This is a genomic window from Nitrosospira sp. Nsp2, assembly GCF_003050965.1.
Classification (GTDB): domain Bacteria; phylum Pseudomonadota; class Gammaproteobacteria; order Burkholderiales; family Nitrosomonadaceae; genus Nitrosospira.
This window is the reverse complement of sequence record NZ_QAOU01000007.1, coordinates 123,478-136,250: the sequence shown is the minus strand read 5'-3', so window position 1 is coordinate 136,250 and position 12,773 is coordinate 123,478. Positions and strand designations below refer to the sequence as shown.

The 12,773-nt window shown below is 56.5% G+C and carries 11 protein-coding genes and 1 pseudogene; 8 read left to right on the top strand and 4 right to left on the bottom strand.

Translation table 11 applies throughout. The features are described from left to right. The 8 genes and pseudogenes from C8R31_RS16670 to C8R31_RS13845 all read left to right on the top strand — a co-directional run. Positions 1 to 99, top strand: a pseudogene (locus C8R31_RS16670) (methane monooxygenase/ammonia monooxygenase subunit C); the annotation flags it as partial. A 237-nt stretch (positions 100 to 336) separates the two neighbouring features. Beyond that, on the top strand, positions 337 to 1,161 hold the full coding sequence (locus C8R31_RS13875) for a methane monooxygenase/ammonia monooxygenase subunit A (protein ID WP_107694664.1): 825 nt from the start codon (positions 337 to 339) through the stop codon (positions 1,159 to 1,161). Continuing rightward, entirely contained in the window at positions 1,162 to 2,412 is a 1,251-nt protein-coding gene (locus tag C8R31_RS13870; protein WP_107694663.1) for a methane monooxygenase/ammonia monooxygenase subunit B, read from the top strand. It abuts the gene before it with no gap. 210 nt (positions 2,413 to 2,622) lie between these two features. Beyond that, positions 2,623 to 3,192, top strand: coding sequence for a hypothetical protein (locus tag C8R31_RS13865; RefSeq protein WP_107694662.1), 570 nt, complete (start codon positions 2,623 to 2,625; stop codon positions 3,190 to 3,192). A gap of 101 nt (positions 3,193 to 3,293) precedes the next feature. After that, positions 3,294 to 3,851, top strand: coding sequence for a hypothetical protein (locus C8R31_RS13860; protein WP_107694679.1), 558 nt, complete (start codon positions 3,294 to 3,296; stop codon positions 3,849 to 3,851). 160 nt (positions 3,852 to 4,011) lie between these two features. Then, positions 4,012 to 4,422 carry a copper resistance CopC family protein gene (locus tag C8R31_RS13855; protein ID WP_258192716.1) on the top strand — a complete coding sequence of 137 codons (411 nt, stop codon included), beginning with the start codon at positions 4,012 to 4,014 and terminating at the stop codon, positions 4,420 to 4,422. Further along, positions 4,419 to 6,533, top strand: coding sequence for a CopD family protein (locus C8R31_RS13850; RefSeq protein ID WP_107694661.1), 2,115 nt, complete (start codon positions 4,419 to 4,421; stop codon positions 6,531 to 6,533). The genes C8R31_RS13855 and C8R31_RS13850 overlap by 4 nt, the downstream gene beginning before the upstream one ends. A 114-nt stretch (positions 6,534 to 6,647) precedes the next feature. Next, entirely contained in the window at positions 6,648 to 7,136 is a 489-nt protein-coding gene (locus C8R31_RS13845; protein WP_107694660.1) for a hypothetical protein, read from the top strand. 117 nt (positions 7,137 to 7,253) lie between these two features. Here the strand turns inward: C8R31_RS13845 and C8R31_RS13840 are convergent, their stop codons facing one another. From C8R31_RS13840 to C8R31_RS13825, 4 genes are all read right to left on the bottom strand, one after another. Further along, complete coding sequence (locus tag C8R31_RS13840) at positions 7,254 to 8,579, bottom strand: MFS transporter (RefSeq protein ID WP_258192715.1); 1,326 nt, start codon at positions 8,577 to 8,579, stop codon at positions 7,254 to 7,256. Between the two features lie 407 nt (positions 8,580 to 8,986). Next, on the bottom strand, positions 8,987 to 9,271 hold the full coding sequence (locus C8R31_RS13835) for a hypothetical protein (protein ID WP_258192714.1): 285 nt from the start codon (positions 9,269 to 9,271) through the stop codon (positions 8,987 to 8,989). A 558-nt stretch (positions 9,272 to 9,829) separates the two neighbouring features. Beyond that, positions 9,830 to 10,249, bottom strand: a complete 420-nt coding sequence (locus tag C8R31_RS13830; RefSeq protein ID WP_107694658.1) for a hypothetical protein — start codon at positions 10,247 to 10,249, stop codon at positions 9,830 to 9,832. Next, a complete protein-coding gene (locus C8R31_RS13825; RefSeq protein WP_107694657.1) occupies positions 10,246 to 12,384 on the bottom strand; it encodes a hypothetical protein in 2,139 nt (712 codons plus the stop codon). The genes C8R31_RS13830 and C8R31_RS13825 overlap by 4 nt, the downstream gene beginning before the upstream one ends. Between the last annotated feature and the right edge of the window lie 389 nt (positions 12,385 to 12,773).

The following is a 12,773-nucleotide window of genomic DNA, read 5'->3' as shown; positions in this document are numbered from 1 at the left end:
GGCATTGCAGCACAAATCATCACCCGCTACTCCAACCTGACCGATGTTGTCTGGAACGGACAGAGCAAAGTCATCCTCAACAACCGGATCGTACCTTAATCGGTTAAGAGGCTGATTGAAAGTCCTGCTGCGGCCGCCCCCCGCCCCGGAACACCGGGAGAGGAGCGGCCGCAGCGACAGCGGCCAGGCACTGGCAGGATCCTAGCGCCAGCGCTGCACGGGCAGCCAGAGACGAACGAAGGGGAAGGCACCCGGGTAGAGGCCGCAGGCAAGACAGCAGCACGGCAGCACAACATTCTGTTTAAAGATTTATAGATTATTTGAGGGGAGGGCGCGATGAGCAGAACAGATGAAATACTAAAGGCGGCCAAGATGCCGCCGGAAGCAGTAAAGATGTCCAGGATGATAGACGCGGTATATTTCCCGATTCTATGCATACTGCTGGTTGGAACCTACCACATGCACTTTATGCTGCTGGCAGGCGACTGGGACTTCTGGCTGGACTGGAAGGATCGTCAATGGTGGCCGGTGGTAACACCGATCGTGGGCATCACCTACTGTGCCGCCATCATGTACTACCTGTGGGTCAACTACAGACTGCCCTTTGGGGCCACGCTATGCATCGTCTGCCTGCTGGTTGGCGAATGGCTGACCCGCTACTGGGGCTTCTACTGGTGGTCACACTACCCCATCAACTTTGTATTCCCCTCCACCATGATACCTGGAGCGCTGGTCATGGACACCGTCTTGCTGCTCACGCGCAACTGGATGGTGACAGCCCTGATTGGCGGCGGCGCATTTGGTCTTTTGTTCTACCCGGGCAACTGGCCGATATTTGGCCCCACCCACCTGCCGCTCGTGGCTGAAGGCGTACTGCTGTCGTTAGCCGATTACACCGGCTTCCTGTATGTACGCACCGGCACGCCTGAGTACGTGCGCCTGATCGAACAAGGCTCGCTGCGAACGTTTGGCGGCCACACCACGGTTATTGCCGCATTCTTCTCCGCGTTCGTCTCCATGCTCATGTTCTGCGTGTGGTGGTATTTTGGCAAAGTCTACTGCACCGCCTTCTACTACGTAAAAGGCGCCCGTGGCCGCGTCAGCATGAAGAACGACGTCACCGCATTTGGCGAAGAAGGCTTTCCCGAGGGGATCAAATAAATGAACACAAAACACCTCATCAAACAGGGCGTATTGGGCCTGTGCGGCGTAGCCGCGCTGGCCATGGGCCTGATGCTCGACATCCAGCCTGCGGCAGCGCATGGTGAACGCTCGCAGGAGCCATTCCTGCGCATGCGTACCATCCAGTGGTACGACATGAAATGGCAGCCTGAGACCACCAAGGTCAACGATCTTGCATCCATGACCGGCAAATTCCACCTTGCCGAAGACTGGCCGCGGGCCGTTGGCAAACCTGGACGCGCCTTCTTCAACGTAGGCAGCCCCAGCCCGGTGTTCGTACGGCTTAGCACCAAGTTGAACGGTGAGCCGACCATGATCTCGGGTCCGCTTGAGATCGGCCGCGACTACGCGTTTGAAGCCAAACTCAAAGCGCGGATTCCGGGACGCCATCACATGCATGCCATGGTCAACATCAAGGATGCAGGCCCGATTGCAGGCCCTGCCGCCTGGATGAACATCACCGGCAGCTGGGATGACTTCACCAACCCGATCAAACTGCTGACGGGCGAGACCATCGACACCGAGACCTTCAACTTCAGCAACGGCATCTTCTGGCATTTGCTGTGGCTGGGTCTTGGCTGTTTCTGGATCGGCTACTACGTTGCGCGGCCCATGTTCCTGCCGCGTTCGCGCGTACTGCTGGCCTATGGCGACGAGCTTCTGCTCGATCCCATGGACAAGAAGATGGCGTGGATCATCCTCATCCTGACCTTTGGCATCGTATGGGGCGGGTATCGTTACACCGAGACCAAGCATCCCTACACCGTGCCGATCCAGGCGGGTGAGTCCAAGGTTCAGCCGTTGCCGGTGAAACCCAACCCCATCGCCATCAAAGTGACCCACGCCAACTATGACGTACCTGGGCGTGCACTGCGGGTGACGATGTCTGTGACCAACAGCGGGGATACGGCCTATCGCATCGGCGAGTTCACCACGGCGGGTGTGCGCTTCATCAACAAGGTGGGCCTGAAGCATCTGGACCGCAACTATCCGAAGGAACTGGTTGCCACCGGACTCTCGTTTGACAACGACGCCCCGCTCCAACCGGGCGAGACACGCGAAGTCAAGATGGAAGCGAAAGATGCGCTGTGGGAAGTACAACGGCTGATGGCGCTCCTGGGTGACCCGGAAAGCCGGTTTGGCGGATTGCTCATGACCTGGAACGATGCTGGCGATCGCAACATCAACAGCATAGCCGGTGCAGTCATACCGGTCTTCACCAAGCTCTAAGCAAACCTGAGGAACCTGTAGACGAAAGGTTCCTCAAAACACCGGTCCGCCGCCGTCAACAGACGGAAAGGTGGATCGGTGTTTTTTTAACGCGTAAGAAATATAAAAACGGCAACCGCAACAGCAATGACTCCGCTCCGGCGCTAAAATAGCGGGGACGGAAAGCCGATAGCGAACAGCGTTGTAATATGCAAGCGAGAGGATTCTTTCGTGGTTAGGCAAGTGACACAGGCAGGCGCGCTCATCCTGATTGCGGCACTCTATGCCGGCAACGTGGCCGCGCATGGACGAGAATCGATGGAAGAAGACAGTTGCGTACGCCGCATAGGCGAGAACATGGTGCATTTGAGCGCCTACCAGCCGCAATTTGACGCCAGCGCCCAATACTGCACCGAAATACCCAAGATTGGAGACACCACCCTGGTAGTGGACCTCATAGATCCTGCCATGCGCGAGATGTCCATCGGCATGCGGGTGATAAAAGGCACCAACGCAGAGGAAGACGAAACCGTCTCCCACGTGCGTCCGAGCGTCCATCCTGACGGCGTCATCAGGGGAGAGACGAGCCTCGATCAGGGGCTCTACACCGTCATCATTACCGCCGAGGGTCTTCCGCCCTTGCGCTACCAATACCCCCTGCGAGTGCAGATGGTCAATTACAGCAACATATTCCGCGCCGCGGTCGTGCCGCTCATCGGCCTGCTGCTCTTGACCCTGCTGGGATACAAACTCATGAAATCCAAGCGCGTGGAACGCTGGCGCGCACAGCGCCGCTCATAGGCAACCAAAAGTAGATAGACAGCAGATAGACGATTCCTCAATTCTTATAGGCGATTTTGATAATGTCCTTACAATTTCTCAAGCCGGCCTTCGTATGCCTGATGCTTGTCATCGGCCTTCCATACGCCGCGCAGGTGCAGGCCCACGGCGGACTCTCCCTGGCTGACGACGTATGCAAACTTACCATCGGCCCCTACACCATGCACTTTACCGGTTACCAGCCGGATAGTACCCAGGAGAAGGAATTCTGCGAAGACATTCCGGCTACCGGGCGCACCGTGGTCGCCCTTGACTACATCGAAGAAGCCCTGCGTCCCCTGCCCACCGAAGTGCGCATCATTCGCGACACCGGCCCCGGCGGCGGCCAGCCTGGACCGGAAGAACAGCAAAACCTGGAGGGCATCACCATCCTGCACGTTCCGGCCAAGGTCTACCCCAATGGCTCCATCAACTTTGAATACCAGTTTGCCCAGCCTGGCAAATTCGTGGGCCTCGTGACCGTGGGTGAAAAGGGTGAATATGTGTCACGCTTCCCATTCTCGGTAGGCGAACCCAAGGGCACCTCGCCCTACCTCATCGTCGGCATTGCCGCGCTCGTGGTCGCCGCCGTGGTATTCTTCCTGCGCGGGCGCAAATCGGCCGATATGGGCGCCGCATAACACTGGCGCAGCCGTTTCGCAGAACCTGGGCCCATGGGTCCGGACTGCGGTTGCGGCTGTGCTAGAACCAAACTGAAGCAATGCAGTCAAACAACCATACCTGCGCCGCCAACAGGGGCATTTGCCCGCGAGAGCGCGGCGGTCAGAACGAGGAGCAAGAATGCAACCATTGATGATTCCGGTCCTGAAGCGGCTCATGATGGGCAGCGCCCTGATCATGGCGCTGGGAGCGAGCCTGCATAGCGCCCCGGTGCTGGCGCACGCCATGTTGGTCAAGGCCGAGCCGGCGCGCCGCGCCGTGCTCTCCCAGCCGCCTGCGCAAGTGCGGCTCTGGTTTAACGAAGAAATCGAAAAGGATTACGCCTCGCTTGCCGTGCTTGACGGGGCCAAGGCCGCGGTGACCGATGCCAAGCCCACGATTGCCGCAGACGACCCCAAGGCCATAGTTCTGGCATTGCCGGAACTGGCGCCGGGCAAATACACAGTCAAGTTCCGGGTACTGTCGGTGGACGGCCACGTAGTTGACACGTCCTACGACTTCACAGTAAAGAGCAAAGCGCAAGAGAAATGATCGAGGTCATCGCGACGCTCCTGCGCTGGTTACAGCTCGCGTCCAACATGATCCTGGTCGGCGGCTGCGTCTTTCTGGCAATCGCCGGGACCTTCCACTCCCCCTGGGTTACCCGCCTGGAGCGCCTGCTTCCCTGGCTCTGCTTGATCCTCCTGATCGGGCTGCTGGGCATTTTAGCCACCACCACGGCACAGGCCACCGGCATCAGCGAGAACGCCTGGCGCCCGCAAGCCTGGCTCGCACTCCTGCAAAACACCCGCATGGGACAGATATGGATAGGGCGGGTCATCTGCGCCCTGATCGTCACCGCCATCGCCCTCTATTTGCGCTACTCCGAGCGTGCGCGCTGGAAATACGTGCTGTGCGCCACCGCTGCCGCCCTGACCTTGACTGTCGGCTCCCTTGCCAGCCATTCCGCGGCCGAAGAACTGTCAGTGGTATCGATATTGCCCTATGCCCTGCACATCATCCTGGCCAGCGTCTGGTTCGGCGCCCTGCCCGCCTTCCTGGTGGTGTGCTATGCCTGCACCGAGCCTGCCTCATCCAATCCGGGCAATCCGACGGGCAGCCAGCCCTCCATGCGCGCGGGCATCCAGACCGAAGCCATCCAGCGCATCCATGCCCTGTTCCAGTCACGCGAAGAAGCGGTCATGGCCGATGCCCAGGCATTGAAGCGTTTCTCCGCCATGGCCCTGCCGGTCATGCTGGCGGTGATTGCCACCGGCGTCATCATCACCGACCGCATGGTCGACACCAGCTATGGCGCGCTCGTGGCCACTTCCTACGGCTGGCTGCTCGATGCCAAGATCGCCCTGCTGGTGATCGTACTTATCATTGCCGCGCGCGCCCGCTCCACCTGGCTGCCGCTGCTGTCCCAGCGTGCTGACTCTAACCTGGCGCAAGCCGGCGGACAGAGGCTGCGCAAATGGGTCAGCTTCGAATTCGTGCTCGCCTTAGGCATTGTGCTCCTGGCCACCATCGTGGCCAACACCGTGCCAGCCAAGCACGCCCTCATCCAGACCTGGCCCTATTCCTTCCGCTTCTCCATCGCCGCCACCTGGGGCGATCAGGCCGTCATGATGCGGGTCTGGAGCGGTGTGGCGCTGCTCTTGCTCTCCGGCGTGATCTTCACCCTGGGCAATCTCAAAAAATGGGACAAGAAACGCCGCTTCGGCATCCCGGCGCTGCTTCTGGCCCTGGCCGCAGGCGTAGGCTTGCCGCCGCTTGCCATCGACGCCTATCCGGAAACCTATCGCAAGACCCCGGTGCCGTTTGACACCATCTCCATTGCCAACGGCTCGGCCCTGTTCGCCGAGAACTGCGTGGCCTGTCATGGTTCCCAGGGCAAGGGCGATGGCGTCATGGCCAAGAGCTTTGCCAAGCCACCGGTGGACATGCTCACCGAACCGCACACCGCCAAGCATACCGCAGGCGACTTCTTCCACTGGCTCACCTTCGGCATCCCCGATACCGGCATGCCGGTATTTGCCGACAAGCTCTCCGAAGAGGATCGCTGGGATGTGGTCAATTACCTGCATGCCATGTCGCGCGGCTATCAGGCGCGCCTGATGAGCCCCAGCGTCAAGCCCGAGCAGCCCCAGCCTTCCATGGGCCCGCCCAATTTCTCCTACATCGCCCACGATGGCTCAAGCGGCACGTTAAAGGATTTCCGCGGCCAGAAGAACGTGCTGCTGGTGCTGTTCTCGTGGCCGCAATCGCGCGAGCGGATGGAGCAGCTGCAGCAGCTCCATACCGAGCTTGCGCGCGCCAACACAGTGCTCCTGGCCGTGCCCGAGGATGATCCCGATGCGCAGGAGCTGGCCCAGATCAAGGCGGAGGTTCCCTTCCCGGTGGTGACCGAAGGCGCCCACGAGATCGTGAAAAGCTATGCCCTGTTCCGTCGCACCCTGAGCAAGCCCGACCTGCTGGGTCCGGGCACCTTGCCCGAGCACATGGAGTTCCTGGTGGACCGCTTCGGCTATCTGCGCGCACGCTGGATTGCCGATGCCGATGGCCCCGGCTGGAGCAATCCCCAGTCCCTCATGCAGCAGGTCGCACAACTCAATCGCGAAAAGGAAATACTCCCCCCACCAGGCGACCATGTGCATTAACTTCGTTTCGCGTGGCTCTGTGCCGGGCAGACGAGCGTAATAAAGCCGCCCCGACCGGCCGTGCCCCACATGTCCCCGTACGCCCCTTTAATCAGTCCCACTAGGAGAAGAAAAATGAGTAAATCGCTGGCCATCGTCTTTATCACTGCTACGCTGGCCGTATCACTGCCCGCCGCTGCGCATACCGAGGAATATTTCGACTCTATCGCTGCTCCCAATGGAGGACAGATGCGCATGGCCGGACCTTATCACCTGGAACTTGTGACGAAGGACAACGAGATCGTGCTATACGTAGCAGATCATAGTGATAAGAAGATTAGTAGCGAGGGAGGGGTGGGGAAGGCAAGCATTCAAGTAGGCAAGGGCAAGCCAAAAAGCTCGATTAAGCTGGAGCCGGCGGGCGGTAACATGCTAAAGGGGACGGGAGACTTCACGGTTACTCCCGAAACGATCATCATCACATTTATCAAGCTGCCGGATCAGGAGGCGCAATCCGCCCGTTTTACACCGCTAAAACCCAAGGCGAAAGCTGCCAAAAAACCACAGGATAAGAAACCGGCAGGGAACCATAGCGGACACGACCATCATCAGATGCATCATTAGCCCCAGCTAGAGGGAGGTAGCGAAGGATAAAACAGGCGAGAGCCGCGCGCTGGCGGATCGGCCAAGAGGAAATCCAACCGCGACGCGGGTCCGTGTCACGTTGGGAGTTCAACCCAATCAGACCGCGCTTGCCGGTACTGCGTCGGATTCGAGCGCTGCATCCCTCCCCCTTTTTATATCGATCGTCATCAATATCGCCAAGCCGATAACAAAATAAACGCCGGTTATCAGCATCGCCAGCCTATGGTCGCCGTTCGAAATCCAGCTAACCGCTCCATAAGTTACTGGGCCCATTATTGATGAAAGCTTGACCGCCAGCCCCCATAGTCCGAAAAATTCGGCCCGCCTCGCGCTCGGACTGAAATAACCAACCAAGGCGCGTCCGGCAGACTGAGAAGCGCCAAGACACACTCCGGCAACGTTTGCCGCCAGCCAGAACATCGATCGGCTTTCTGCGGACCAGGCGAGCAATACCATAAGAAGCCATCCGAAAAGGGTCAACGCAATCGTCGGAATATGACCTATTCTGTCCTGGAAGCTACCGAAGGCAAAGGCCCCGGCTGACGCGGTGACATTGACTACCAGAACAAGAAACATTGTGTCAGCCGTATCGAAATGCATTACCTGTTGCGCGTATATTGCCGCCAGCGTGATGACGGTCTGTACTCCTGCCTGATAGAACACAAGACAGGCAAGAAAACGCAACAGGTCACGAAACTCACGAACCTGATGAAGCGTACCCCTGAGCCGTGCCAGTGCTTCACGCCCTGCGCTCTGTGCCAAAAGATGCGGTTGAGGTACGGCTCGTTCTTTTAGAAAAAGAAACGTGGGAATACACGCTACCGCAAAAATCCCTGCCGTTATAAGCATTGTTACGGGCACGAATTGATCGGCCCGCATTCCCCTTTCCTGGGCCCATGTGACATACGCCAGTGATGCGCCCAGGCTGACGAGTCCGCCGATATAGCCGAGGCTCCAACCCCAGCCCGATACTTTTCCGAGCGCCCTGCTCTGTGCCAGTTCCGGCAAAAACGCCGCAATCAGGTTTTCGCCGCAACCGAAAAAAAAATTAGTGAGAACAATCAGCAAAATTGCCAGCCAGAGATCGCCGGGGCCGACAAGATAAAGCAGCGCCGTAAATGAAACGCATCCCACGGTGCTCAGCAACAGCAACCGTTTTTTTGCAGCATGGGCGTCAGCATAGGCTCCGACCAGCGGGGCGGCCACAATGATCAACGCATACGAAACCGCGAGCGATGCGGTCCACGCGAATGTTCCCCAGTCCTGATTGTTCGTTACTACCCCAACAAAGTACGCATTAAAAATTGCAGTAATTACAACTGTGGTATAGCCGGAATTCGCAAAGTCAAACATTGCCCATGACCAGGCTTCCCGCTTGCTCACTCCGGCAGCAAGATATTGTGACCTGTTACCTAGAGGCATAACTCCACCATTAAGCGAGACAAGTCCCAGGGGCTTCCCCTTTTTACATTCAAACGCAGAGCCATGTAAGGGTGACTAAATTAAGAGGAGAACCGCGACCGGTCGAACCGGACCTGAAAGTGAGCGCATACTCAGGAGTAGCTTAAAGCGACTATTTTCCGGAGTGAATTAGGAAGCGGAACTCGTGCTGTTCAATACTAACGCGAAGCTGATCGGAACCCTTGTATGGTTCAACGATGTTGCGCGAGGCAAATGTCTTTTGACCGTAAGGCCTGCTGGAGACAGCTCTGCCCCACTGGGCGGACACCAACCAGAAACAAAGGGCAATTGGCTGGGCCGAGTACTACTACAATACCAATTAATTCAAGAGTTCACTTGCCCTTCAGCGAGGTGACCTCTCGAAATTATCAGTGCTTCACCTGTTCCAAGTCGCCGGACACGTTCAGGAGAACCCCTATCAGGTTGAGCATTCCTTCCATTAGCAATTTCAGGTGCTCGTCATTGCGTTCAAACGATCGCAATGAAGCCAGAGTCTCGTCCACTGGTATTTCCCCCTGTTTCATCTGGTGATGTGCGAGGTTCAAGGCAAGCAATCGCGCACACTCCGCCAGTTGCTCCTTGGTCGCCTTCCTAATTAGCATGTCCGCCAGCTCATAGGTCTGATCGAACGTCAACATGTCGGACATAGTCATTCTCTACTTATCAGATTAACACCATACAACCTCGCTCTTGCTTATCGCCAAGCGGGGTAAAAAACCCCGAGCGCGAAATCAAAAGACCTTCTATTTTATTCGTTCGTCGCGTTGAGGGCAAAATGCCCAAACCTGGGCGCAACTGACAAACAGAATCTTAACCGCATGCGCAAGATTTACCATTGGACTGAAGTACGCCTATATCCTGCATGCAAGTTCTTTCAAGCCGAAGTCCCCTACCCGCTCCCGGATATACCCGAGCGCTCAGCGTAGCGAACAGGGTTTAAGGGCCGATCTCGCCGGGGCGCACGCTTGTGGTGCAGAGCGGGGGGATACAACGTGTACATTCGCATAGTGCTGAATTCATAACGTCGAGTGCCACGGACCCGCCATTTGCCGATGGCACGACAAAGGCAAATCCGAATAGACCATGCTGCTGCACTCGGTGGTGACGTATCATAGAGTGCAAGCTTCGCCTCCGCAGGAGCTAGCCAAAACCCAGCTTACTGAGCTGATCTACGTGATCATTCAATAGAAAAATAATTATTTCGACAATAATTATTTGGACAGACTCTCGAAATAAGCGGCGGCGTCAAGGAGCGGTTGCGGGTCGCCCCCCTGGCGGGCAACAACCGCCGCCGTCTCTTTATACTGTTTGGCCAACGAAGCGGCCTGCTGAGGATAATACAGTTCCCGCGCGTTGGACTTAGCGTCGTTTTCCTTTCGTATCCTCCTTCTATTCTCCTCATCAGCAGCTCGATCGCGCGTTTCACCAACCTTTTCCTTGGTTTGGGCCAACCCGGGGGACGCGTCCGTAGTTGTATATGTAAGCTCCGCGGCGCAGCTGACAGTCGCTACAGGTCCAATAACAATTAGCATGGTAACAATGGTTTTGGTCGCATAACTCGTCGTCCACCATTCGAAAATTCTCAACAGTGGGCTTTTTACCACCAGATCAAAAAAGGAGCTGCTACTCATTGGCTCAGCGCACGGTCGACCGGAAACGCCTTGGGCATGTTATCTACGGCAACCTCGCGGATGAATTGACCCCCGTAAAGCTCGCCACCGGAAATACCCGTTACCGGAAGGTTAAGTATCGCCTTGTTCGCGAACAGCATAACCTGGTTGGTCTCGCGATCCCATGTCGCATGAATAGCCGCGGACTTGAGGTTGAGGCGCGCTGCGGTTTGGTCGCCGATGAGATAATAGGGAAGATTCTTGACCGGTAGTGTTAACAGCTGCTCATATTCTGTGAAAACCGCGTTGAGCCAGTCGAATTGGAGCGTGTTACCGCTCTCATCATATCTCGCCAGGTTCGTCTGATGGAAAAAATGAGGCCATCTATTAAAGGTAAGCATATGTCGCAATGCCACATCGGCTTCCACAGCGAGGATTTCCGCATAACTTCGGCGTGAGCAGAGCGCTCCGGCTATTTCACATGGGTTTTGCCCCGAATTAACAAATCGCCCATGGTAAATGTGGTCGTACTCATCTTCCAACTGAGCTGGATTCGTCACATTATAAAAAATATTGGTTGGCCAGCGCGGCAACATAAGTCGATCCATCGGGCTGTGATCTTCGTATTGCGCGATGTACTGTTCGACGTTCTGCGCCCGCTGCGATGAGTCCGCGGCAAGATAGGCCACGCCCGTGTTAGCCGCCGCTTCCAGGAATAGGGGGTTCGCGCCGCCGCCGTCAAATGCCGTATCGTCCGCCTGGACGTTGAACATATCTCGATGCAGGGCAGGATTATCGGTGCACCTGCGGTCTTTAAGGCCCGAGTGAGCCCCGCTCACGAGTACCCGGTTGTTTTCACTTCTGTCGGGAAGACCCAGAAGCCCCCAAACCATCCGGTTCTTGAGAATCTCTGCTCGAATGTCCGCGGCGCTGGTAAAAGTTGCGTAATCACAAGGAGCATCAGCGCGAACCCCCGCTTTATCCATTGCCGCGTGAGTGAAGGTGTGGTTAATGAAGCGGAAATTTCGTTTATTGACGACAACCGCACGCACCAGGTCGTCTGCGAAGTTTGCAGTCAATCTCACAGCTTTTGGATCAACCACAGCCCCCGCACCATTGAATGCAAAATCCAGCTTGAACGCCCCGGCTGCGGGGTGTGCGGCACGGAAGGCCGCCTGTTTGCTCACCGCGTTGTTAACATCAACGCTGTTCAAGCGATACGTATTTGCGGGGTTAATCGCCTTGACGGCAGTATCCCAAACGGGGTTAGGAAGAAACAAATCGTCCACATGGACCGCCATATGAACAAAGCGTGCACCAACGAAGACCCCATGTGTCACCCAGTTGATGAACTCATAGGCAAGCACTTTTGAATGAACGAGGAACCCGGCGTTAGTAATCGTCGAGATCATCACCTCACGTACCGGCTGGATCTGGGGAGCCACCATATAACGAACGATCGATAGCAGGGCTTCCCCATTCTGTGTTCTAAGGAGGGGCTCGACCCGGGGCACAGAACCGTCCCGTAGCGCCCTAGCATCATTTCGAGGATTGGCTGCGAAGGCAAAATCCGTAATTGGAAATGGATTTGCGCGATTCACATACTCAAACACTTCCATGCCGTAACTGGCAGGCACCGTCCACCGGCCCTCGTAGTCCGTTCCACTGGACGAATAGACCAGACCGTAATCGAGATAGACCCCATAAGGGGTCTGCGGATCCGAATACGTGGCCGGCCATCCTGAAAGAACGGCTTGACGGACGCCAAAGTTCTTCTGGTAATTGTGCAGGATGTCCCATTCGGATGGAGTGAAGCCGGGCACCAGGTCGGCGTCGGTAAGAATGATGCCATTATAGTTGCCGACGCAACCCGCGTCCTCGGCTTTGCAGCTGCCTCCGGTGGAAGAAGAGGCGAGTACAGCAGCGGTCAGATCCTCTGTCGCGGCGTTTAACACGTCATACGGCACGCCTATTTCATCAAGGAAGGGTTTGATATACGCAAATCCCATATCTTCCGCGATTTCACCGGTCGTAATGACCAGTATCCTTAATCTGACGGCATTATCAGCAATCGCGGGCGGTGCCAAAGCAATTAACCCCAGCCACATAGCCAACGATACAAACCGCCAACCTTTAATGCTCAAACGCTTTCCCATCTACAAAACCCTTTTTCGCAAAATTGGGCAAAGAAGATCAACAAAATCCTGATTAATAAAGAGGGGTTGTAGGAAATCGATTTCCTTTACCAATCACCTGGCTGTGCTTTGTGACTCAAGAAGAAGGGATGAACGTTTCAAACGCCAAAACGCTTACACAACCCGGGTTTTAAGGTAAGCTTAATTCGACACTTTTCCCGGCGGGTCGTCCGCTAGATAAGGGGGCGGTCTCGCGATCAGAGAGATTCTCGAAGCCTGCTCATCCAAGCGCGTGCGCTTATTGGCGATGCAGCGGGATAACAACGTAGACATCGCTCTAGCGGCGAGCGGCGTGGGGTGTTACACAGCAATATGCCGGGTATTTTATCGAAGCTGAAAAATGCAAATCT